General features: G+C 32.4%; 21 protein-coding genes. 17 read left to right on the forward strand and 4 right to left on the reverse strand.

Translation table 11 applies throughout. From position 1 onward, the window contains the following. Nucleotides 1-46: 46 nt before the first annotated feature. A complete protein-coding gene (locus ACH2BP_RS09170) occupies nt 47-640 on the reverse strand; it encodes a HupE/UreJ family protein (RefSeq protein ID WP_395059161.1) in 594 nt (197 codons plus the stop codon). Between the two features lie 143 nt (nt 641-783). Between ACH2BP_RS09170 and ACH2BP_RS09175 the strand changes: the two genes are divergently transcribed. Next, the gene (locus tag ACH2BP_RS09175; protein ID WP_395059163.1) at nt 784-1,215 is read left to right on the forward strand and encodes a TerB family tellurite resistance protein; all 432 of its coding nucleotides are present in this window, start codon (nt 784-786) and stop codon (nt 1,213-1,215) included. 94 nt (nt 1,216-1,309) lie between these two features. Here the strand turns inward: ACH2BP_RS09175 and ACH2BP_RS09180 are convergent, their stop codons facing one another. After that, nucleotides 1,310-2,134 (reverse strand): universal stress protein, encoded by an 825-nt coding sequence (locus tag ACH2BP_RS09180; RefSeq protein WP_395059165.1) that lies wholly within the window; start codon nt 2,132-2,134, stop codon nt 1,310-1,312. A 173-nt stretch (nt 2,135-2,307) separates the two neighbouring features. Between ACH2BP_RS09180 and rimP the strand changes: the two genes are divergently transcribed. The 4 genes from rimP (at nt 2,308) to ACH2BP_RS09200 (ending at nt 7,362) form a co-directional block, all read left to right on the forward strand. Next, nucleotides 2,308-2,772, forward strand: a complete 465-nt coding sequence (rimP, locus tag ACH2BP_RS09185; RefSeq protein ID WP_395059167.1) for a ribosome assembly cofactor RimP — start codon at nt 2,308-2,310, stop codon at nt 2,770-2,772. 15 nt (nt 2,773-2,787) lie between these two features. Beyond that, complete coding sequence (nusA, locus tag ACH2BP_RS09190; protein WP_395059169.1) at nt 2,788-4,029, forward strand: transcription termination factor NusA; 1,242 nt, start codon at nt 2,788-2,790, stop codon at nt 4,027-4,029. Nucleotides 4,030-4,082: 53 nt separating this feature from the next. After that, nucleotides 4,083-6,956 carry a translation initiation factor IF-2 gene (gene infB, locus ACH2BP_RS09195; protein ID WP_395059171.1) on the forward strand — a complete coding sequence of 958 codons (2,874 nt, stop codon included), beginning with the start codon at nt 4,083-4,085 and terminating at the stop codon, nt 6,954-6,956. A 253-nt stretch (nt 6,957-7,209) separates the two neighbouring features. After that, on the forward strand, nt 7,210-7,362 hold the full coding sequence (locus ACH2BP_RS09200) for a T9SS type A sorting domain-containing protein (RefSeq protein WP_395059173.1): 153 nt from the start codon (nt 7,210-7,212) through the stop codon (nt 7,360-7,362). Between the two features lie 72 nt (nt 7,363-7,434). Here the strand turns inward: ACH2BP_RS09200 and ACH2BP_RS09205 are convergent, their stop codons facing one another. Further along, entirely contained in the window at nt 7,435-8,706 is a 1,272-nt protein-coding gene (locus tag ACH2BP_RS09205) for an acetyl-CoA hydrolase/transferase family protein (RefSeq protein ID WP_395059175.1), read from the reverse strand. A gap of 149 nt (nt 8,707-8,855) precedes the next feature. On the opposite strand from ACH2BP_RS09205, the gene ACH2BP_RS09210 reads away from it, so the two are divergent. From ACH2BP_RS09210 to pruA, 10 genes are all read left to right on the forward strand, one after another. Next, nucleotides 8,856-9,530, forward strand: coding sequence for a TetR/AcrR family transcriptional regulator (locus ACH2BP_RS09210; RefSeq protein ID WP_395059177.1), 675 nt, complete (start codon nt 8,856-8,858; stop codon nt 9,528-9,530). A 5-nt stretch (nt 9,531-9,535) separates the two neighbouring features. Then, entirely contained in the window at nt 9,536-11,197 is a 1,662-nt protein-coding gene (locus tag ACH2BP_RS09215) for a peptidase domain-containing ABC transporter (RefSeq protein ID WP_395059179.1), read from the forward strand. A 5-nt stretch (nt 11,198-11,202) separates the two neighbouring features. Beyond that, entirely contained in the window at nt 11,203-12,561 is a 1,359-nt protein-coding gene (locus ACH2BP_RS09220) for an HlyD family secretion protein (RefSeq protein ID WP_395059181.1), read from the forward strand. A gap of 3 nt (nt 12,562-12,564) precedes the next feature. Continuing rightward, nucleotides 12,565-13,956: a TolC family protein gene (locus ACH2BP_RS09225; RefSeq protein ID WP_395059183.1), complete on the forward strand. Its 1,392-nt coding sequence runs from the start codon at nt 12,565-12,567 to the stop codon at nt 13,954-13,956. Nucleotides 13,957-14,003: 47 nt separating this feature from the next. Then, nucleotides 14,004-14,822: a type I methionyl aminopeptidase gene (map, locus tag ACH2BP_RS09230; protein WP_395059185.1), complete on the forward strand. Its 819-nt coding sequence runs from the start codon at nt 14,004-14,006 to the stop codon at nt 14,820-14,822. A gap of 32 nt (nt 14,823-14,854) precedes the next feature. Then, entirely contained in the window at nt 14,855-15,301 is a 447-nt protein-coding gene (locus ACH2BP_RS09235; RefSeq protein WP_395059187.1) for a GxxExxY protein, read from the forward strand. A gap of 50 nt (nt 15,302-15,351) precedes the next feature. After that, nucleotides 15,352-16,125: a class I SAM-dependent methyltransferase gene (locus tag ACH2BP_RS09240; protein WP_395059189.1), complete on the forward strand. Its 774-nt coding sequence runs from the start codon at nt 15,352-15,354 to the stop codon at nt 16,123-16,125. 55 nt (nt 16,126-16,180) lie between these two features. Then, nucleotides 16,181-17,434 carry a DUF5103 domain-containing protein gene (locus tag ACH2BP_RS09245; RefSeq protein ID WP_395059191.1) on the forward strand — a complete coding sequence of 418 codons (1,254 nt, stop codon included), beginning with the start codon at nt 16,181-16,183 and terminating at the stop codon, nt 17,432-17,434. Between the two features lie 69 nt (nt 17,435-17,503). Continuing rightward, nucleotides 17,504-17,890 carry a Co2+/Mg2+ efflux protein ApaG gene (gene apaG / locus ACH2BP_RS09250; protein ID WP_395059193.1) on the forward strand — a complete coding sequence of 129 codons (387 nt, stop codon included), beginning with the start codon at nt 17,504-17,506 and terminating at the stop codon, nt 17,888-17,890. Nucleotides 17,891-18,191: 301 nt separating this feature from the next. After that, on the forward strand, nt 18,192-19,817 hold the full coding sequence (gene pruA / locus ACH2BP_RS09255; protein WP_395059195.1) for an L-glutamate gamma-semialdehyde dehydrogenase: 1,626 nt from the start codon (nt 18,192-18,194) through the stop codon (nt 19,815-19,817). A gap of 81 nt (nt 19,818-19,898) precedes the next feature. Here the strand turns inward: pruA and rsmG are convergent, their stop codons facing one another. Next, nucleotides 19,899-20,528 carry a 16S rRNA (guanine(527)-N(7))-methyltransferase RsmG gene (gene rsmG / locus ACH2BP_RS09260; RefSeq protein ID WP_395059197.1) on the reverse strand — a complete coding sequence of 210 codons (630 nt, stop codon included), beginning with the start codon at nt 20,526-20,528 and terminating at the stop codon, nt 19,899-19,901. Nucleotides 20,529-20,635: 107 nt separating this feature from the next. On the opposite strand from rsmG, the gene ACH2BP_RS09265 reads away from it, so the two are divergent. Beyond that, the gene (locus ACH2BP_RS09265) at nt 20,636-21,736 is read left to right on the forward strand and encodes a fatty acid desaturase family protein (RefSeq protein WP_395047343.1); all 1,101 of its coding nucleotides are present in this window, start codon (nt 20,636-20,638) and stop codon (nt 21,734-21,736) included. Nucleotides 21,737-21,817: 81 nt separating this feature from the next. Beyond that, entirely contained in the window at nt 21,818-23,005 is a 1,188-nt protein-coding gene (locus ACH2BP_RS09270; RefSeq protein ID WP_395059199.1) for a pyridoxal phosphate-dependent aminotransferase, read from the forward strand. Nucleotides 23,006-23,281 lie beyond the last annotated feature (276 nt).

Raw genomic sequence — 23,281 nt, forward strand, 5'->3', positions numbered from 1 at the left:
AATACGATTTGCAAAAACACCCAAGCTTTTCGCTCCTAAAAATAAATTATCTACTCCAAACTGGACTTTGAATGATTAACGGAATGACTACTCCTATTATAAATGCCGACATAACGAGTGTCCAGTCTCTTTTGGAAAATCTGAAAACAGTTTGCACTATATAAGAGATAATTAGAATGACAAAAACGACTATTATTTGAGCGGTTTCTATTCCTAAAGCAAATTCCGATAGTGGCAATAGTTTATCGGTTGCGTTACCTGGTAAAATAGTTTTGAAATAGTTAGAAAACCCTAATCCGTGAATGATTCCGAAGAATAATGTTATAAAAGCTAAGAGGCTAATTCCTTCGCCTTTGTTATTTTTTCCTGCTGTAAAAAGGTTGAATAATGCTACCAAGAGGATTGTTATGGGAATTATAAATTCTATCAGATTGGCTTTAATATAAACCACACCAAATAAAGAAAGGATTAATGCTAATGTGTGTCCTAATGTAAAAAGTGAAATGAGAAGTAGTAATCTTCTCCAGTCTTTGAAAGCGTAAGGAACGGTTAGTGCAATTAGAAATAAAACATGATCGTAAGCGCTTATATTGAGCACATGTTTTAAGCCGATATTAAAATATAACCAGAATTCAGACATAACAATAGATTTTGGGATTACCAAACTTACAAATTATTTTTTATTTATCTGTTTTTAAAATTTGTTTCTCTGTTAAAGTATTTTAAAAATGATTTCAAAAAAATGAAGAAATGAGTATATTTGTATAAATTAAAACAAATATTATGTCTTTTTCAGATTTATTCGATAGCGAATTTAAAACAAGAAATAAAGGTCATTTTTCTGCCATTGTTCGTGTAGCAATTGCCGATGGTAATTTGAGTGCAGAAGAAAAACAATTTTTAGACAAACTAAAAACACGTTTAGAGATTTCTGATGCCGAATATGAAGAAATTTTAGAAAACCCTCTAAAATACCCTATTAATCCTCCAGTTTTACACTCACAAAGATTAGAGCGTTTGTACGATTTATCTAGAATGGTGTATGCAGATCAAATTCTTGGACCTAAACAAAAAGAAATTCTTACTAAATTTACACTCGCATTAGGATTTACACCGGGAAATGTAAGTTATATCGTAGATAAAGCGATGTCACTTCTTATGTTAAACGTAGATTTAGATACATTTTTATACGAAATGCAACACATGAATAAGTAAACAACTTATATGTTTTATAACAAAAAATACATCGAGAATTTTCAAATTTACTATGGGTTTTTTATTTAAAATCAGACCGATATTTATATTTCGATTATATTTTAAAAGTCAAAACTGGTTTATTAGCATGATTTACTAAACCTTCGCTGATACTTCCGTTAAAGAAATGATACAAACTTGTTCTTCCATGTGTGCACATTCCTATTAAATCGGCATTGACACTACTTGCGAAATTTAAAACGCCAGTTTCAATGTTTGAATCATTATATATGTGCAACGAATAATTTGTGATTGAAAAATCTGAAACAAATTCTTTCATTATTTTTTGTGCCGCATGAGAAGTTTTAAAACTATTCGGAGTATTTATCATAACTAAATCTAGGTGCGATCCAAAAACATTGGCAAAAGCAATAATTTTTTCGAATGGTTTTTTTACTTCTTTAGAAAAATCTGAAGCAAACACAAAACGATCAGTTTTAAAATTATTTGTATCGTGTTTAATCACTAAAACTGGAGCTTCTGATGTTCTTACAATTTTTTCGGTGGTGGAACCTATAAGTAATTCTTGAAAACCTGATGTCCCGTGGGAACCCATTACAACAAGATCTATATCGTGTTTTTTACTTGATTTTATAATTCCTTCAAAAGCACTTTCGAGCTTAACCGCTTCACTTACTTTAATCCCTTCCAGATAATCACGAGTCAAAACTTCTTCTAATTTTTCGTGCGCTTTATTTATAAAAAGGGCGATTTCTGGAATTGCTGCACCACCACTCACGGCGTCTGCCATTTGCGAAGGAATCTCTAACATGTGTACTAAAAAAATTTCTCCGTTTGTATCTCTTGCAATTTGCGCAGCCACTTTTAGAGCGTGTTCAGCATTTTCTGAAAAATCGGTAGGAACTAATATTCGTTTCATAATATTTGGTTTTTAGGTTTGATAATGTTTGCTATTTAAATCTTTATTAAAGATAGGGAATTATTTAACACAAATCAAAATTTCGTAAATTAAAAAAAAGTAGTATATTTGCACATTATTAAGCAGTTTATCTAAATAATGAGGGAAGCACTGCTTCCCTCTTTTTATACAATATGACATTTAAAGAAAAAGTAAAAGACCTTTTAGAAAGCGGTTTGGCAGAATATCCAAGCTTGTTTTTAATTGATTTAAACATCAACGATGCAAACAAAATTGTTATAACTTTAGATGGCGATAATGGCGTTCAATTACAAGATTGCATCAATATTAGTAGAGCAATCGATAACAATTTAGATAGAGAAGAAGTTGATTTTGCTTTAGAAGTTGCTTCAGCTGGAGTTTCATTACCATTAAAGTTAGTTCGTCAATACAAAAAAAATATTGGAAGAACTTTAAAAATAAAAACTACATCTCAAACCATTGAAGCTTTGCTTTTAGAAGTATCGGATGAAGATATTACGGTAGAATGGAGTTCGAGAGAACCAAAAAAGATAGGAAAAGGAAAAGAAACAGTAGTGCATAACGAAAAAATCGCTTACGCGGATATTCAAGAAGCTATAGTTATAATCATATTTTAAATTAAACGAGTTGGCATGGAGAATTTAGCATTAATAGATTCATTTTCGGAATTTAAGGACGACAAATCAATAGATCGCCCAACGCTTATGGCGATTTTGGAAGATGTGTTTAGAAACGCATTGAAGAAAAAATACGGTTCAGATGATAATTTTGATATCATTATCAATCCTGATAAAGGTGATATGGAAATTTGGCAAAGAAGAGTAATTGTAGCTGATGATGATTTAGATTTAGATCACCTTGAGATTACACTTACTGATGCAAGAAAAATTGAACCCGATTTCGAAATTGGCGAAGAAGTTTCTGAAGAAGTAAAATTAATCGACCTTGGAAGAAGAGCTATTTTAGCATTGCGCCAAAATTTGATTTCAAAAATTCATGAACATGACAACACTAATCTTTACAAACAATTTAAAGATTTAATTGGAGATATATATACCGGAGAAGTTCATCACGTGCGCCCAAGAGTAGTAATTCTTGTAGATGACGAAGGAAATGAAATTATTTTACCAAAAGAAAAACAAATTCCGTCTGACTTTTTCCGTAAAGGAGATAATGTTCGTGGAATTATTGAATCTGTTGAATTAAAAGGAAATAAACCTCAAATTATTATGTCTAGAACTTCGGAGAAGTTTTTAGAAAAATTGTTTGAACAAGAAATTCCAGAAGTTTTTGACGGGTTAATTATGGTTAAAAACGTAGTTCGTATTCCTGGTGAAAAAGCAAAAGTAGCTGTCGATTCTTACGATGATCGTATCGATCCAGTTGGTGCTTGTGTGGGAATGAAAGGATCACGAATTCACGGAATTGTTCGCGAATTAGGAAACGAAAATATAGATGTTATTAATTATACGACGAATACTCAATTATACATTACAAGAGCATTAAGTCCTGCAAAAGTATCTTCTATTAAAATTAATGAAGAAACAAAACGTGCTGAAGTTTTCTTGAAACTAGAAGAAGTTTCAAAAGCAATTGGACGTGGAGGACACAACATCAAACTTGCCGGTCAATTAACTGGCTATGAACTTGATGTGATTAGAGAAGGAACTGTAGCTGCCGATGATGATGTAGAATTAACAGAATTCTCAGACGAAATCGAAGCTTGGGTTATCGAAGAATTTGCAAAAATTGGTTTAGATACAGCAAAAAGCATCCTAAGTCAAGATGTAAACGACTTAGTAAGAAGAACCGATTTAGAAGAAGAAACTATTCTTGAAGTAGTTAGAATATTGAAAGAAGAATTTGAAGAGTAAATTCTTGATTAGCATACGCATACCACAATAAAAAGATAATATAAAAAGATTTTATGTCTGAAGGTACAATAAGAATAAACAAAGTTTTAAGGGAATTTAATATCTCGTTAGAAAGAGCCGTAGATTATCTAAAGGATAAAGGACACGTAATTGAGTCAAATCCTAATACGAAAATCTCTGACGAAGTGTATAATGTCCTGTCTAATCAATTTGCTGGAGACAAAGGAAATAAAGATGCTTCAAAAGAAGTTGGCGAAGAAAAGCGAAAAGAAAAAGAAGCTTTGCGTGTTGAAAGAGAACACGAAATAGAAGAAAAGCGCAAGCAAGACGAAGATCGTCAACGTCAAGAAGTTATCAAAGCAAAAGCTTTTGTAACTGGGCCAAAACAAGTTGGAACAATCGATTTATCGCCTAAAACGAATATCAAACCAACTATTGTTCCAGAAGTAAAAGCAGAGGTGAAAACTGAACCAAAAGTAGAAGTGAAAGCCGAACCAAAAACCGAAGAATCAGTTGCAAAAACTCCTGAAAAAACAGAGCAACCAAAACAAAACATAGCAAAAGAAACACCTGTAAAACAGACTCCTATTGCTAAAGCGCCTGTTAAAGAAACAGTAAAACAAGTTGTCGAAAAAACACCAGAAGTAACTTCAAAACCTTCAGTTGAAGAAACTCCAGTTGATGAGACACACGAAACTAAATATACAAAACTTTCTGGACCAACTTTTTCAGGTCAAACTATCGATTTATCGCAGTTTAACAAACCGAAAAAAGTAATCGAACCAAACAAAGGCGCTGTAAAACCAGCAGGTGCAGGAAATAACAATAATGCAAACAAAAATAAACGCAAAAGAATTCCGACTAAACCAGGCGAAGCAAATGCAACGCCTAGAACACCAGGAACAAACTTAATTAGACCAAACACAGGCGGAGGAAACGCAACTGGCGGTGGTTTTAATCGTGCAAATAAACCAGGCTTCGTAAAAGGAGCAAGACCAGCTATTGTAGCTAAAGTTGAACCAACTGAAGAGGAAGTAAAAAACCAAATCAAAGAAACTTTAGAACGTTTACAAGGAAAAGGAAGCAAATCTAAAGCAGCAAAATACCGTCGTGACAAAAGAGACACACACCGTCAGAAATCTGATGATGAGCAAAGGGATATCGAAGCCGGAAGCAAAACTATCAAAGTAACAGAATTTGTTACCGTTGGTGAAGTTGCTACCATGATGGATGTGCCAATTACCAAAGTAATTGGAACTTGTATGTCACTTGGAATCATGGTTACCATGAACCAACGTTTAGATGCTGAAACACTAACAATTGTTTGTGATGAGTTTGGATTTGAAGTAGAATTTATAACTACCGATCTAGAAGAGAACATAGTAGTTGTTGAAGATACTGAAGAAGAATTAGTTCATCGCGCACCTATTGTAACCGTTATGGGTCACGTCGATCACGGAAAAACATCTTTACTAGATTATGTTCGTAAAACAAACGTAATTGCTGGAGAATCAGGAGGAATTACACAACATATTGGTGCTTACGGAGTAGAGTTAGAAAATGGTCAAAAAATCGCATTCTTAGATACACCAGGTCACGAAGCATTTACTGCGATGCGTGCCCGTGGTGCTCAAGTTACCGATATTGCAATTATTGTAGTTGCTGCCGATGATGACATCATGCCTCAAACAAAAGAAGCAATATCTCATGCACAAGCGGCAAATGTACCAATTGTTTTCGCTATCAATAAAGTTGACAAACCAAACGCTAATCCTGAAAAAATAAAGGAAAAATTAGCCGCAATGAATTTCCTAGTTGAAGACTGGGGAGGAAAATACCAATCGCAAGATATATCTGCTAAAACAGGTATTGGTATGAAAGAATTATTGGAAAAAGTATTGCTTGAAGCAGAAGTATTAGACTTAAAAGCAAATCCAAATAAACCAGCAACAGGTACTGTTGTTGAAGCATTCCTAGACAAAGGTCGTGGATATGTATCAACAGTACTAGTTCAAGCAGGGACAATGAGAGTTGGAGATTATATTCTTGCAGGTAAAAACCACGGAAAAATTAAAGCAATGCAAGATGAACGTGGAAATAATGTTACCGAAGCAGGTCCGTCAACACCAATATCTATATTAGGTTTGGCTGGCGCGCCAACAGCAGGTGATAAATTCAATATTTTTGCCGATGAAAGAGAAGCAAAAGCAATTGCAGCAAAACGTACGCAATTAATGCGTGAGCAATCTGTACGTGTACAACGTCATATTACACTTGATGAAATTGGACGTCGTATCGCACTTGGACAATTTAAAGAATTAAACATTATCCTTAAAGGAGACGTTGATGGTTCGGTAGAAGCATTATCAGATTCATTCTCAAAATTATCTACACCAGAAATACAAATTAACATTATTCATAAAGGAGTTGGAGCAATTACAGAAACTGACGTTATGTTGGCTTCTGCATCAGATGCTATTATTATTGGATTTAATGTTCGTCCAGCAGGAAATGCTAAGCAATTAGCCGATAAAGAAGAAATCGACATTCGTCATTATTCTATTATCTACGCTGCAATCGACGATTTACGTGATGCAATGGAAGGCATGCTTTCTCCAGAAATGAAAGAAGAAATTACAGGTCTTGCAGGAGTTAGAGAGCTTTTCAAAATATCTAAAGTAGGAACTATTGCAGGATGTATGATTACTGATGGTAAAATACTAAGAGCAAATAAAGTACGTGTAATTCGTGACAACGTAGTGATTCACACAGGTGATATTATTGCACTGAAACGTTTCAAAGACGATGTGAAAGAAGTAGCAAAAGGTTACGATTGTGGCATCCAAATAAAAGGATTCAACGAAATCGAAATCGACGATATTATCGAAGGATTTACAGAAGTAGCTGTTAAGCGTAAACTGAAATAAGATTTCATTATTTAATATATAAAACCTCGATTAGTCGAGGTTTTTTTTGCAATTATCGGTTTCTAGAAATCTAATGTTTAATAAAAATATCTATAGATAATTAATTATTAAAACTTTGAATAAACTTAAAAACCTGTCACATAAAAACTTTCTTTTTAAGCTAAAATGCTAACGATTTTATTTACAAGAATAATATAATATGCTCGATATGATCCCATATTAGGACAAATTGCTTTAGTTTAAAACCTAGAGGATGGACATTTTGCAACGGAAGATACAAGGAAGAAAAATTTTATATTTTGAAAATACGAATTTAATTGACGTTTCGAACTTACAATCTGGGTTGTACATTACACGTATTCAGACAGAAGATGGCTTACAAGTTTCAAATTTTATAAAAAAATAATTACTTTACTTTTTATTAATAGTCATAAAAAAAACCGACAGAATTCATTTTTGTCGGTTTTTTTATGACTTATTAGCAATTAATCATTTCAAAATAAGATTTTTCAATCCATTCCTGATGATTCGGATGTGCAATTTTCACCATTTCGACAACTCTTTGTTTGAGTGTTTTTCCATATAAATCTGCAATTCCATTTTCGGTAATTACATAATGAACATGAGATCTAGTGGTTACCACACCAGCTCCTTGTTTTAAATAAGGAACAATTCTACTGTCACCATTTTTAGTAATTGAAGGCAACGCAATAATTGCTTTTCCTCCATCACTTAAAGATGCTCCTCGAATAAAATCCATTTGTCCTCCCACACCAGAATACATTCTTGCACCTATCGAATCAGCACAAACTTGTCCCGTTACATCAACCTCAATAGCCGAATTTATAGCCACCATTTTTGGATTTTTTCTAATTTTTGAAGTATCATTTACGTAAGACGACTCCCTCATCTCAATAAAAGGATTGTCATTTACAAAATCATATAATCGCTGAGATCCTATAAGGAATGTAGCTAAAGCCCTTCCTCTACATATTCCTTTATAATTACAATTAATCACATCTTTCTCAATCAAATCTATGACTCCATCAGAAAACATTTCGGTATGCAGTCCAAGGTTTTTATGATTAGTTAATTTTGTTAAAGCAGCATTCGGAATAGATCCAATTCCCATTTGCAAAGTACTTTTATCTTCAATGAGTGAGGCAATATAAGTTCCTATTATATCTTCTATAGGAGAAATAGCATCCATTCCGTGTCCGTATATCGGAGTGTCAACTTCTACTAAATAATCAATTTCGGATATATGAAGAATACCATCACCAAAAGTTCTTGGCATTTTTGGATTAATTTGAGCAACAACAGTTTTTGCATTTTCAATTGCTGCCAATGTTGCTTCTACAGAAACCCCTAAAGAACAATATCCATGTATATCTGGTGGCGAAACATGAATAAAAACAGCATCCAATGGAACTACTTTTTTTCTAAATAAATAAGGCAACTCACTCAAAAAAACTGGTGTATAAGATCCATTACCCGCAGCTAAGGTGTGTCTTACATTTTTACCAATAAAAAAAGAATTCACATGAAAACTTTCTGACAATTCAGGATTTGCATAAGCAGCTTCTCCTTCGGTATGCAAATGACAAATTTCAACATTTCGCAATTCGGAAGCACGTTCAGTCAAAGCATTAGTTAAAATAGTTGGTGTCGCTGCGGCAGCATGAACATATATTCTATCATCAGATTTTATAATTTTCACAGCCTCTTCAGCTGAAACATATTTACTCATAGCAATTATAATTTTTTATATAAAATTAGTGATCTAAAGTAACTCTAAATATGATAAAACTCATCTCATTTAATAAAAATCATATAAATAAAAGTTAAAATTTCGTTTTTAATAGTAATACTATTATATTTGCATAAATAAATATTATTATGAACAACATACTATCAAATATAAAAATTCAAGTCAACGAAAAACTGTATCACAAAGATCCCGAAACATCTGTTTTAGGAAAAAAAATAATTGAGCATAGTATTATTCTTATTGATGAAATTGGTTTCGATGTTTTCACATTTAAAAAATTGGGTGAAAAAATAGGCTCAAACGAAAGTTCGATTTATCGCTATTTTGAAAACAAACACATGCTTTTATTGTATTTGTCATCATGGTATTGGAGTTGGATAGAATACAGAATGGTCTTATCTACAAACAACATAGAAAATGTATTCGAAAAATTAAAAATAGCAGTATCTATTGTTACTGAGAAGATCATTGACGATAGTGCTACAAAACATATAAACGAAGCAATATTAAATAAAATAATAATTTCAGAATTCACTAAAACATTACTAACCAAGGAAATTGACGAAGAAAACAAAGAAGGTTTTTTCTTAGTATATAAAAGAGTTATCAATAGAATTGTAAGTATAATCGAGCAAGTGAATCCTGAATATCCATTTGCAAAATCATTAGCATCTACTATAGTTGAAGGGTCATTACATCAACATTTTTTGAAAGAGCATTTGAAAACCATTACAAATTGTAATCAAGAAATTACACCTACTGATTTTTATATAAATCTTATAACAACACTATTTAAAAAATAAAAAACATGTCTCCACTAAAAAGATTTTTCAACCTTTTATCTTTAGATAAGAAAGACGTTTATCAGGTATTTTTTTATGCCATTTTTGCAGGATTAATAAGTTTATCGCTACCATTAGGAATACAAGCTATAATTAATTTTATACAATCAGGAAGAGTTAGTGTATCATGGATTATATTAATTGTTCTTGTTGTAATTGGAGTAGCTTTAGTTGGTATATTATCTTTAATGCAAATTCGCATAACTGAAAATTTGCAGCAAAAGCTCTTTGTTCGTTCTTCATTTGAGTTTGCGTACCGGTTGCCTAAAATTAAATTTGAAGAAATATACAATACATATCCGCCCGAATTAGCTAATCGTTTTTTTGACACTTTAACCATACAAAAAGGTACCTCTAAATTATTGATTGACTTTTCTGCGGCTTTATTGCAAATTATTTTCGGCATCCTACTATTATCTTTATACCATCCTTTTTTTATAGTTTTTGGACTTTTATTAATGATTCTTTTGTATGCCATTTTCAAATTTTCGTACAACAAAGGATTAGAAACAAGCATGAAAGAATCCAAATTTAAATACAAAGTTGCGGGTTGGCTTCAGGAAATGGCTAGAAAGAATACGAGTTTCAAATCAGATATTGCATATAATTTTTCACTTCAAAAAAATGATGATTTGGTTAGTGATTATCTTACGTACAGAGAAAAGCACTTTAGTATTATTAAGAGACAATTTAGCCAGTTAATTATTTTTAAAGTTATCATCACAGCTAGTTTGTTATTAATTGGAGGATATTTAGTTTTAAGTCAACAAATGAACATAGGCCAATTTGTGGCAGCAGAAATTATAATTTTATTAGTGATTAATTCCGTAGAAAAAATAATTCTAGGTCTAGAAACATTTTACGATGTACTAACTGCTGTTGAAAAAATTGGACAAATAACAGATATGAATATAGAGGACAGTAATGGTTTACATGATAATTCGCCAAATTATTCAAACATTTCAATAGAAACAGACAATCTTAATTTTAGATTCCCAGATTCTACAAATGATAGTTTAAGTGGTATCAACTTAAAAATTGAACCTGAAGAAAAAATAGTATTACTAGGCGAAAATGGTTCTGGTAAGACTACATTGATGCGAATTTTATCGGGAGTTATAGAAAAAACGTCGGGTTCTTTTAGTATTAATGACAATACGTTTAGAAAAATAGACTTAAACCAATACCGAAGTCAAATAGGTGCTATTATTCATGGAGAAACGCCGTTTGAAGGAACTATTTTAGAAAATATAACCTACAACGATACTACAATTAGTAATGAAGATTTAAAATGGGCTTTAGATTCTGTGCAGCTTACAACATACATCAAAACCTTACCAAAAGGATTAGATACTAAAATTTACCCCGAAGGAAAACAACTTTCATCATCAAATGCACAAAAAATAGTATTAGCAAGAAGTATAATCAAAAAACCCCAATTATTATTTTTTGAAGAAGCAACCGACTTAATGGATGAACACGTTGCAAACCAAATAATAGACTTTATTCTATCGGATAAAAATGATTGGACTGTTCTGGCAACTTCAAAAAACAAGCATTGGCAAAATCTTGCCACAAGGACAATTACGATGAAAAATGGTCAAATACTTAACGATTCAAAAAAATAATAGCCATGTTAAATCTTTCCAATAATAGTAAATCAAAAATCGAACAAAAGTCGATAGAAAGATTTCGAACGATACAAAACCTGAGCAATCGTACTCATTATAAAATATTAAACAAAATCATTCTTTTGGTATCGATTTTAGGGATAATCATTTTGTTTCTTCCCTGGACACAAAACATTTCTGGAAGCGGTTTTGTAACTACGCTAAAGCCAAACCAGAGACCACAAACCATACAAACAGCAATTGCTGGTAGAATAGAAAAATGGTATATAAAAGAAGGTGATTTTGTTGAAAAAGGAGACACCATCTTGTTCATTTCTGAAATAAAAGAAGATTATTTTGACCCTAATCTTGTAGGAAATACTAAAAATCAAGTCGAAGCCAAAAAAATGGCATTAGACTCTTATGACGGGAAAGTATCTTCGTTAGCTTCTCAAATAAACGCTATAGAAAGCGAAAAAACGCTAAAACTGGAGCAAGCAAAAAATAAAATTAAACAATCCCTACTTAAAATAAAAAGCGATAGTATGGATCTTGAAGCGGTAAAAACACAATTAAAAATTGCCAATACCCAATTTATTCGGTCTTCACAACTCAATAAAGAAGGACTAAAACCTATGACAGATGTCGAAGAAAAAAGATTAAAACAACAAGAAGTAGAAGCGAAAATCATTACACAAGAGAATAAATTCCTAACAAGTAAAAATGAATACATTAATACTAAAGTAGAAATTAATCGAATTTTAGCCGAATATTCCGAAAAATCAGCCAAAGCAAGAAGCGATAAATTTACGGCTCTAAGCAATCAATATGACACGGAAGCTCAGGTAAATAAACTACAAAACCAATATGTAAATTACAGTATTAGAAACGGAATGTACTACATTAAAGCACCGCAAAGTGGCTTCATAAATAGATCTTTACAATCAGGTATTGGAGAAACTATTAAAGAAGGAACATCAATAGTTAGTATCATGCCTGCTAATTATGAAATCGCTGTAGAAACTTATGTTTCTCCAATTGATCTACCCTTAATCTCTAAAGGAGAAAAAATAAGAGTTTGGTTTGACGGATGGCCAACTATTGTTTTCTCTGGATGGCCAGATATGTCGTATGGTACATTTGGAGGTAAAGTCGTTGCCATTGAAAATTTTATCAGCGAAAATGGAAAATATCGTATCCTTATTGCTCCTGACGAGAATGAAGCAAAATGGCCCAAACAACTAAGCATAGGGTCAGGCGCACAAACTATTGCCTTACTAAATACGGTCCCTGTTTGGTTTGAGGTTTGGAGAACATTAAATGGATTTCCTCCTAATTATTACAAGCAAAACAATAAAAAAGATAACAAAGAAAAAAAATAAAAAATGAGAATTGGCTTCCTTTTATACTCACTATTTACCATAGGAATAACATTTGCGCAAGGCAAAGATTCTAATGAATTGTCGTATAATGAATTTCTAGGTTATGTGAAAAAATTTCATCCTTTAGTAAAAAAAGCGAATCTAGAATTAAATATGGCACAAGCTAATTTGATGATGGCTAGAGGTGCATTTGACCCCAAATTTGAAGTAGATTTTTCAGAAAAACAATTCAAAAGCAAAGACTACTATTCTAAATTAAATGGTAGTTTTAAAATTCCAACTTGGTATGGCATCGAGATTAAAGCAGGTTTAGACAGTAATGATGGTTTGTATTTGAATCCTGAAAACTCAACCTCAAATCAAGCATTAACCGCTATTGGAATTACAGTTCCATTAGGGCAAGGCCTTTTTATTAACCAACGAATGGCCGAATTGAAGAAAGCTAAAATTCAATACAATTTGAGCCAAGCAGAAATAAAGTTACAAGCAACTACTGTGCTATATGATGCTTCACTGGCATATTTTAATTGGAAAAAAAACTATACAGAAGTAGAATTATACGAAAAATATAACAAACAAGCTGATTCGAGATACACTGCTATTAAAAAATTAATAGAATTAGGCGACAAACCCGCCATTGATAGTATTGAAGCAGGTATTGTAGTAAAAAATAGAACTTTGAATCTTCTGGATTCGCAATTAAAACTTACAAAAGCAAAACTAGAATTATCTAATTTTATTTGGTTAGAAAACATGATTCCTGTTGAAATTTCCGAAAATTTGATCCCAGAAGAAACACTACTAGTCACGATAGAAGAAACTTTAAAAACCAATCAATTTTCAACTCCAGAAAAAACACTAGACAATCATCCCAAAATAAATGCCCTTGAAAATAAAATTGAAATCTTAACAATCGATAAAAAACTAAAAGCAAACCTTCTTTTACCTAAAATAGATCTTAGTTACAGTTATTTATCTGAACCTCGTTATTTTGATAATTATCAATTTGACAATTATAAAGTGGGAATAAATTTTTATTATCCTTTGTTACTTCGCAAGGAACGAGGTAGTTTAAAATTAGCAAAATTTAAACTACAAGATGCTCAATATTCGTTAGATTTAGAAAAGGTTCAGTTGAAAAACAAAATAAGCGGTTACCAAGCAGAAATTCAATCTATAAAAAGTCAAAAAAAAATCATCAATAGTTTAGTTAAAGATAATATTCTAATGCTCAATTCGGAGGAACGATTATTTTCATTTGGAGAAAGTTCTATTTTCTTAATAAACACGCGCGAAAATAACTTAGTTAGTGCGCAATTATCGGAAATTACACTCGAAAACAGGTATTTTGTTTCCCACGCAGAGCTATTCAAAACCATGGCCAACCCTAATTAAAAAAGATATAAAAAAATCGTTACTTTTGCAATCTTAAAATTCATAAAATGATTATCCAAAAGACCCGTGAGGAAATAGAATTAATGCGCGAAAGTGCACTAATCGTATCTAAAACATTAGGAATGATTGCTTCTGAAATAAAAGAAGGTGTCACTACCTTATATTTAGATAAATTAGCCGAAACATTTATTAGAGATCATGGAGCAGTTCCAAGTTTCTTAGGATTGTACGGTTTTCCAAACTCCCTTTGCATGAGTCCAAACTCACAAGTTGTTCACGGAATACCAAATAACATTCCTTTGCAAAGTGGCGATGTTATTTCAGTAGATTGCGGTGCTTTCAAAAATGGATATCATGGTGATCATGCCTATTCTTTCGAGATTGGTGAAGTAGCACCCGAAACCAAAAAACTATTACAAGTTACTAAAGAATCATTATACGTAGGAATTCGAGAATTTAAAGTTGGAAACAGAGTGGAAGATGTTGGAAATGCTATTCAAAAATATACCGAATCTCATGGTTATGGTGTAGTTCGCGAATTAGTAGGCCATGGTTTGGGCCAAAAAATGCACGAAGATCCAGAAATGCCAAATTACGGAAAACGAGGTCGTGGAAAATTATTCATCGAAGGAATGGTAGTCGCTATCGAACCAATGATAAACATGGGAACCAAAAACATCAGACAACACAAAGATGGTTGGACAATTACTACTGCAGATGGAAAACCTTCAGCACACTTCGAGCATGATGTCGCACTTATTGATGGAAAACCAGAATTACTTTCCACTTTTGCCTATGTTTACAAAGCCTTAGGGATTGTAAGTAATGAGGAAGATGAATTTAGAAAAGTGCCTTTGGTAATTTAAAGAGAATTATTTCAAAATAAAATCTCACAAAGATGCACGAAGAAGGTACAAAGATTTTAAATATGCAAGGGGATTTTGAAAAAATATCTCCCGAAATTCAAGCATTATCATATAAAATAATTGGTCTTGCAATAGAAGTTCACAGACAACTTGGACCTGGATTATTGGAGTCTGCTTACCAAGAATGTTTGTTTTATGAAATTAAAAAAGCAGGGTTGAAAGTCGAAAAAGAAAAAGCATTACCTATAGTTTATAAAGAAATTGAAATAAATCAAGGTTACAGAATAGATCTATTAATTGAAGATAAATTGGTTATAGAATTAAAAACAGTTGATAATTACACTTCTGTTCACTTTGCGCAGATTTTAACTTATTTAAAATTAGGAAAATATCCACTTGGCCTCTTAATGAATTACAATAGCATAATTTTAAAAAATAGCATAAAAAGATTTATCAACACTTCATTAATTAAGGAATAAAAAAACTTAGTGAACCTCTGTGTTTTCTTTGTGAAACTTCGTGAAAAACTATGAAAAAACTATTCAAACTAATACTCAATACCATTCCACGACCTATCTTAATCAGATTGAGTTACGTGGTTCGTCCTGTTTTAGCATTACTCCTAAAAGGAAGCAAGTTTACCGATCCAATAGATGGGAAAAGCTTTCGTATGTTCTTGCCTTATGGTTACGGATCACAAAGAAATAATGTGTTATCACCAAGTACGCTTTCACTAGAAAGACATCGCTTATTATGGTTATACCTTCAAAATGAAACCGATTTTTTCACATCAAAAGACAAAAAAAAAGTACTCCATTTTGCTCCAGAACAAGCATTTTACAAATTATTTCGAAATCAGAAAAATCTAGATTATACCACAACCGATTTGTTTTCGCCTTTGGCAGATGTAAAAGCAGATATTTGCAATTTACCTTTTGATGATAATCAATATGATATCATTTTATGTAATCATGTTCTAGAACATATTCCTGACGATACAAAAGCCATGCAAGAATTATTTCGAGTTTTGAAACCAAACGGAATGGCAATTCTTCAAATCCCACAAGATTTATCTCGAGCAACCACTTTTTCTGACGATACTATTGTAGACCAAAAAGAACGCGCTAAAATATTTGGGCAATACGATCATGTTCGCATTTACGGTCAAGATTATTTTGACAAGCTAAGAAGCATTGGTTTTACAGTCGTTGAAGAAGATTATACAAACAAAATAACTCCCGAATTGACAGAAAAATATTGTTTAGCAAAAGGCGAAATTATTCCTGTTTGTTTCAAAAAATAAAATGGCACAATATTCGTTCTAAAATCATATATTTACTTTCGTTGAAATTAAAACCATGGCAAAAAAAGTATTTTTCTTTTTTATAACAATCTTTTTTGTGAATTCAGTTATTGGTCAAACAATTTCCGAAACATATCCACCATTTAATATAAAAACAGTTACTTTCACACAAAGCACAAATAATGTGATTCCGGTTTTTAGATTAGGTGAACAATTTCAACTTAGTTTCGATGATTTATTTGGCAACGAAGAAGATTATTATTACACCATCGAACAATACAATTATAACTGGACACCAACTATATTATCTAAAAATCAATACCTCAACGGTACCGATAATCAGAGAATTCAAGATTACGAAAATTCGTTCAATACACTTCAAATTTATTCTCATTACAGACTAAATTTCCCAAATAATTATTGCCAAATAACAAAAAGTGGTAATTATCTGGTTACTATCTTTAACAGTAACAAAGAAATCGTATTTACTAAAAAATTTATTGTTTATGAAGACATTGTCGATGTAGAGATGCAAGTAAAAAGAGCTCGAAATGTTGCCGACAACAGGTACAAACACAATCTTGATTTTAGTATCAAATCAAATCAAATTCTGTTTCAAAATCCAGTTCAAAACGTAAAAGTTATTTTATTACAAAACGGAAAATGGGATAACGTTATTGTTAACATAAAACCACAATATACTATTGGTAATGATTTAATTTTTAAATATGATAAGGAAACGCAGTTTTTTGCAGGAAATGAATATTTGTATTTCGATAACAAAGAAATTCGTGCCGCAACAAACACAATAGCCAGAGTAGATTCTAACAGTGGTTTATACAGCCCGCATTTATATACGGACAGTGCTCGAAAATACAAATCATACACTTTTTATCCTGATATAAACGGAAATTATAAAGTCCGAAATCTAACCGCTCAAAATAATGAGGTCGAAGCAGATTATTCATGGGTTTATTTCACACTTTTTGCGATAGATTCTCCAGCAAACACAAACATTTATGTAACGGGAATGTTTAACAACAATATCCTTTCTGCTGAAAACAAAATGGATTATAATGTTGACAAAGGCATTTTCGAAAAAGCAATTCTAATCAAACAAGGATTCACAAATTACAATTACACCATTTTAGATTCGCAAAACAACATTTCCGACAAAGATGCGATCGACGGGAATTTTTACGAAACCGAAAATCAATACACAGCCATTGTTTATTATCGACAAAACGGGGATTTATATGATCGAGTTATTGGTAAAGGCGATGCTAACTCTGTTAATATTACCAACTAAAAAATTAACATCTCAATAATACATTTGCTTTTATAAAATTTATAACTTTGTACAAGTAGATAAACAGTTATGGTAATTCAAATTACAAGAGGTATCAAAATCTCAGTCTTAACAACTTTTGAAGGCACATACTTCAAAAACAACAAAATGCACTTTGCATTCAGCTACCATATTACCATAGAAAATCACAGCAAAGATTCCGTACAACTCACAACGAGACACTGGGAAATATATGATGCCTTAAATTATCTAGAAATAGTAGATGGCGAAGGCGTAATAGGCAAAAAACCCGTTCTCAAACCAGGCGAAACCCATACTTATAGCTCAGGCTGTTTGCTTTGCGCACCATTTGGCACCATGAAAGGATATTTCGAAATGATTAATTTTACCACAACAAAATCATTCAAAGTAATCGTTCCAGCCTTTAGACTAAATGCGCCATTTGCATTAAATTAGAAGCCAATCCAGCTGTGCATTACAAACGAAGTTCACTGAACTCCGATTAAAATAAAAGTTAGGTGAAGTAATTTTTCTTAACTTGTTTGCTTTTTTCTAAACAAAAAAAGGAGCTCCTATCGTAGCTATTTTTTTACAAGAAACAATGCAACAATACATCAAAAAGCTTTCCATTTCCATCTGGGCTAAAATCGTATATCGTTTTATAAAATCTCTCATTTTCATTTTGTACTTTTGCAATCAATTATTCAATATTTGAATTTATTAATCATTCAATCTATAAATCTTTAAATTAAACCTCATGTTAAAAGGATTTTTTAATATACCAAAAGCGGTAAATGAGCCAGTAAAAGGTTACGCACCAAATTCACCAGAAAAAGCAAAAGTTTTAGAAGCTTACAAAAAAATGTGGAACGAAACTATCGATGTGCCTTTATATATTGGTTCAGAAGAAATTTTCACAGGAAACACAAAAAACATGTCGGCGCCACATGATCACCAACACGTTGTTGGAACGTATCATTTAGCTGAAAAATCACATGTAGAAAAAGCCATTGCCAATGCTTTAGAAAGCAGAACAAAATGGGCGAATATGGCTTGGGAACAACGTGCCGCTATCTTTTTAAAAGCCGCTGAATTAATCGCCGGACCATACAGAGCAAAAATAAATGCAGCAACAATGATTGCGCAATCTAAAACGATTCACCAAGCAGAAATTGATGCCTCTTGTGAGTTAATTGACTTTTTACGTTTCAACGTAGAGTTTATGACACAAATTTATGCAGACCAACCAGCATCCAACTCAGACATGTGGAACAGAGTAGAATACAGACCTTTAGAAGGTTTTGTTTACGCTGTAACTCCTTTCAACTTTACAGCTATTGCAGCAAATTTACCTGCGAGTGCAGCGTTAATGGGTAATGTTGTGGTTTGGAAACCAAGTGATAGTCAAGTATTCTCTGCAAAAATTATTATTGATGTTTTCAAAGAAGCTGGAGTTCCAGACGGTGTAATTAATGTTGTTTTTGGTGATCCAGTTATGATTACAGATACGGTTTTAGCTTCACCAGATTTTGCTGGAATTCACTATACAGGTTCGACTTTTATCTTCAAAGAAATTTGGAAAAAAATTGGAGAGAACATTCACAATTACAAAACATACCCAAGAATTGTAGGTGAAACTGGTGGAAAAGATTTCATTATCGCACATCCATCAGCTAACGTAAAACAAGTTACAACGGCTATTACTCGTGGTGCTTTTGAATTCCAAGGTCAGAAATGTTCGGCAGCTTCAAGAGCTTATATTCCACAATCTATGTGGCCAGTAGTTAAAGAGCAATTGATTTCGGATGTGAATTCTATGAAAATGGGGTCGCCAGAAGATTTTTCAAACTTCATTACAGCAGTTATTCACGAAGGTTCATTTGATAAGTTAGCAGGTTTTATTGACCAAGCTAAAAAAGATGCTGATGCAGAAATTATCGTGGGTGGAAATTACGACAAATCGAAAGGATATTTTGTAGAACCAACAGTTATTGTCACTACAAATCCCAAATACGCAACTATGGAAACTGAACTTTTTGGTCCAGTAATGACTATTTATGTGTATGAAGATGAAAACTGGTCAGAAACTCTAAAATTAGTTGATACTACTTCAGAGTATGCATTGACTGGTGCTATTTTAAGTCAAGATCGTTACGCTATTGAAGAAGCAACTGTAGCTTTACAAAATGCAGCTGGTAATTTTTATATCAATGACAAACCAACAGGAGCTGTAGTAGGAATGCAACCATTTGGTGGTGCTCGTGCTTCAGGAACAAATGATAAAGCAGGTTCTGCACAAAACTTATTGCGTTGGGTTTCTCCGAGAACTATAAAAGAAACTTTTGTTACGCCAGAACATTATAGCTATCCATTTTTGGGGTAATATATAATTTCATATAAACTAAAAACTCACAAAAATTTTAATATTTCTTGTGAGTTTTTTTATTAATTAAGTAAAGAATTTTTAAACTTTAAACTTTAATGGAACATGAACTACTTTTTTTGTTTCGAAAAAATCATTTTCAAAAAAGTCTGAAATATTATATTCTGTAGCTTTTGGGAAATCTTTTAATTCTTCGGTTAAATCTCCTCCTTTTAAATACAAAATTCCGTTTTTTAGTTCGTGTTTGTTAGTCTTTTTTATTTTATCTTTAATCCAAGAAACAAAATCTGGCATGTTTGTTACGGCACGACTTACAATAAAGTCGAAATCTCCTTTTACATTTTCGGCACGCATTTGTTCCGCTTTTACATTTTTAAGTTCTAACGCTTCGGCAACAGCTTGAACTACTTTTATTTTTTTTAGAATAACATCTATCAAATAAAAACGGGTTTCTGGAAATAAAATCGCTAACGGAATTCCAGGAAAACCGCCGCCAGTACCAACATCTAGAATATAAGTTCCTGCTTCAAATTTTTGAATTTTGGCAATAGCCAAAGAATGCAAAACGTGTTTTATATATAATTCGTCAATATCTTTACGAGAAATAACATTAATTTTTGCATTCCAATCCTGATATAAAGCTTCTAGCTTTTCGAATTGACTAATTTGAATATCAGTTAAATCAGGAAAATGTTTCAAAATTTCTTCCATGCCTATTTTTTTTTAACAAAAGTAATACTTTACAATCAAAATATTTATCTCAATTTTAACTATCAAAAAAATAATAATAATTACCTTTGTCAAATATTTAAAATTATATGGATAACAATGCCCCAACTTTTGCAAAGCAAGATAACTTAAAGTTTTTTAGAACATTAAATTCTAGAGTTAACAATTACTTCAAAGAAAAAAATATTCAGAAAACTGGAAACTGGAAACTATATCTTAAAACATTAATTTTGTTTTCAGTATTTTTAGCTCCTTATTTTATTATAATCACATTACCAAATATTCATTTTGGATTATTTTTTATCCTTTCAATTCTTATTGGAATTGGAATGGCTGGAATTGGAATGAATGTTATGCATGATGGAAATCACGGTTCCTATTCCAATAAAAATTGGATAAACAAATTTATGGGAGGAAGTATATACATCCTAGCAGGAAATGTTTACAACTGGCAAGTACAGCATAATGTTTTGCACCATACATATACTAATATTCCTGGACATGATGAAGATCTTGATGCTGGACGTGTTATTCGTTTTACTAAAGATGCTAAATGGGAGAGATTTCATAAATTTCAGCATTATTATTCTGTTTTCTTGTATGGATTATTAACTTTCAACTGGTGTTTAACTACCGATTTTAAACAGATGAAAGGATATTTAAAAAGAAAATTATCTTATGGAGAACCTAAAAGCCCTAAAATTTTATGGACAACTTTAGTAATCACCAAAATAATTTATTTTTCAGTTTGGATTGTAATCCCAATGGTTGTTGGTGTTACTTGGTGGAAAGTATTAATTGGATTTTTCGTAATGCATTACACCGCTGGACTAATATTAAGTATTGTATTTCAGTTAGCACATATTATAGATGACACAACAAACCCTAATCCTAATGAAGAAGGCGAAATGGATAATACTTGGGCCATACACCAATTATTTACAACTGTAAATTTTGCTCCTAAAAGTTGGATTGTAAACTGGTATACTGGAGGACTAAACCACCAAGTAGAACACCATCTTTTCCCAAACATTAGTCATATCCACTACGGGAAAATTGCAGATATTGTAAAACAAACTGCAAAAGAATGTGACTTACCTTATCATGAATATAAAACGATGACAAGTGCAGTTATTGCTCACTTCAAACATCTGAAAGACTTAGGACAAAAACCTTTGCTTACAGCATAAAAATCTAAAACTTAAGACGTGCAATTGCGCGTCTTTCTTTTTTAATCTATATTTGTACATACTAAAAACAAACAACAATTCATGGAAAATCTTCTTTCGGATAGAATAAACAATTTAACAACTTCTCAAACTTTAGCTATGGCAGCATTAGCTAGAGAATTAAAATCTCAAGGAAAAGATATTATTAGCTTAAGTTTGGGCGAACCCGATTTTAACACACCCGATTTTATCAAAGAAGCTGCAAAAAAAGCGATTGATGAAAACTACAGCACTTACACACCTGTAGAAGGATATGCAGAACTTAGAGAAGCCATTTGTCGTAAATTCAAAAGAGATAATAACTTAGATTACAAACCATCTAATATTGTCGTTTCTACAGGAGCAAAACAATCATTATATAATATTGCACAAGTAATGATTAATGATGGTGACGAAGTAATTCTTCCAGCACCATATTGGGTTTCTTATTACGAAATCATCAAAATGTCTGGCGGAATTCCAGTTGAAGTTCCAACGTCAGTAGAAAGTGATTTCAAAATCACACCAGCACAATTAGAAGCAGCTATTACACCTAAAACCAAAATGATTTGGTACAGCTCACCTTGCAATCCAAGCGGTTCGGTATATAGTCGTGAGGAATTAACAGCTTTAGCTAAAGTTTTAGAAAAATATCCAAACATTTTTATCGTTTCTGACGAAATATACGAGCACATTAACTTTTCAGGCACATTTTGCAGCGTAGCTTCAATCCCAGGAATGTTCGATAGAACCATCACCGTAAATGGAGTTGCTAAAGCATTTGCTATGACAGGTTGGAGAATAGGATATATTGGTGCACCAGAATTTATCGCAAAAGCGTGTACAAAAATGCAAGGACAAGTAACTAGCGGAGCTAATTCGATAGCACAAAGAGCAACAATAGCTGCGGTCGATGCTGATCCAAGTGTTTTAAACGAAATGGTTTCAGCCTTCAAAGGTCGTCGCGATCTAGTGGTAGGATTAATCAAGCAAATTCCTGGATTAAAACTAAATACTCCAGAAGGTGCCTTTTATGTATTTCCAGATGTTTCTTCTTATTTCGGAAAAACACTACGAGGAACAACCATAAACAATGCCGACGATTTCTCTATGTATTTATTAGGCGAAGCCAATGTAGCAACCGTAACTGGCGATGCTTTTGGCAACCCAAACTGTATCAGAATTTCGTATGCTACCAGCGAAGAAATACTTACGGAAGCTATTCGAAGAATAAAAGAAGTGTTAGCTTAATATATTGCCTCAAGGAAACTTGGGGCTTTTTTATTGATAACTATCATCCTGAGCAAGCCTGCACTGAGCTTGTCGAAGTGTCGAAGGAGGGCGTGACCACAAGGGTCGGGCTTTGCATTACAATCTTTTACTTTTTAAAGAAAAAAGCAAAAGGATTTTCACTGCAATCCCTCACGCAAAACAACCTTATACTGAAATATTTATTCTAATATTGTCATTTCGACGAAGGAAAAATCACACAACATGAATTACTAAATGAGATTTCTCCTTCGTCGA

Origin of the sequence: Flavobacterium sp., assembly GCF_043756175.1 — a bacterium.
Taxonomy (GTDB): Bacteria; Bacteroidota; Bacteroidia; order Flavobacteriales; family Flavobacteriaceae; genus Flavobacterium.

Bases quoted from the DNA above. Each gene is read 5' to 3' on its own strand.
- map (WP_395059185.1), top strand. From the start codon at position 14,004: ATGATTATCCAAAAGACCCGTGAGGAAATAGAATTAATGCGCGAAAGT.
- pruA (WP_395059195.1), top strand. From the start codon at position 18,192: ATGTTAAAAGGATTTTTTAATATACCAAAAGCGGTAAATGAGCCAGTA.
- ACH2BP_RS09200 (WP_395059173.1), top strand. From the start codon at position 7,210: ATGGACATTTTGCAACGGAAGATACAAGGAAGAAAAATTTTATATTTT.
- ACH2BP_RS09235 (WP_395059187.1), top strand. From the start codon at position 14,855: ATGCACGAAGAAGGTACAAAGATTTTAAATATGCAAGGGGATTTTGAA.
- ACH2BP_RS09270 (WP_395059199.1), top strand. From the start codon at position 21,818: ATGGAAAATCTTCTTTCGGATAGAATAAACAATTTAACAACTTCTCAA.
- ACH2BP_RS09245 (WP_395059191.1), top strand. From the start codon at position 16,181: ATGGCAAAAAAAGTATTTTTCTTTTTTATAACAATCTTTTTTGTGAAT.
- rsmG (WP_395059197.1), bottom strand. From the start codon at position 20,528: ATGGAAGAAATTTTGAAACATTTTCCTGATTTAACTGATATTCAAATT.
- ACH2BP_RS09205 (WP_395059175.1), bottom strand. From the start codon at position 8,706: ATGAGTAAATATGTTTCAGCTGAAGAGGCTGTGAAAATTATAAAATCT.
- rimP (WP_395059167.1), top strand. From the start codon at position 2,308: ATGACATTTAAAGAAAAAGTAAAAGACCTTTTAGAAAGCGGTTTGGCA.
- ACH2BP_RS09175 (WP_395059163.1), top strand. From the start codon at position 784: ATGTCTTTTTCAGATTTATTCGATAGCGAATTTAAAACAAGAAATAAA.
- ACH2BP_RS09170 (WP_395059161.1), bottom strand. From the start codon at position 640: ATGTCTGAATTCTGGTTATATTTTAATATCGGCTTAAAACATGTGCTC.
- apaG (WP_395059193.1), top strand. From the start codon at position 17,504: ATGGTAATTCAAATTACAAGAGGTATCAAAATCTCAGTCTTAACAACT.
- ACH2BP_RS09180 (WP_395059165.1), bottom strand. From the start codon at position 2,134: ATGAAACGAATATTAGTTCCTACCGATTTTTCAGAAAATGCTGAACAC.
- ACH2BP_RS09210 (WP_395059177.1), top strand. From the start codon at position 8,856: ATGAACAACATACTATCAAATATAAAAATTCAAGTCAACGAAAAACTG.
- nusA (WP_395059169.1), top strand. From the start codon at position 2,788: ATGGAGAATTTAGCATTAATAGATTCATTTTCGGAATTTAAGGACGAC.
- infB (WP_395059171.1), top strand. From the start codon at position 4,083: ATGTCTGAAGGTACAATAAGAATAAACAAAGTTTTAAGGGAATTTAAT.
- ACH2BP_RS09225 (WP_395059183.1), top strand. From the start codon at position 12,565: ATGAGAATTGGCTTCCTTTTATACTCACTATTTACCATAGGAATAACA.
- ACH2BP_RS09240 (WP_395059189.1), top strand. From the start codon at position 15,352: ATGAAAAAACTATTCAAACTAATACTCAATACCATTCCACGACCTATC.
- ACH2BP_RS09220 (WP_395059181.1), top strand. From the start codon at position 11,203: ATGTTAAATCTTTCCAATAATAGTAAATCAAAAATCGAACAAAAGTCG.
- ACH2BP_RS09215 (WP_395059179.1), top strand. From the start codon at position 9,536: ATGTCTCCACTAAAAAGATTTTTCAACCTTTTATCTTTAGATAAGAAA.
- ACH2BP_RS09265 (WP_395047343.1), top strand. From the start codon at position 20,636: ATGGATAACAATGCCCCAACTTTTGCAAAGCAAGATAACTTAAAGTTT.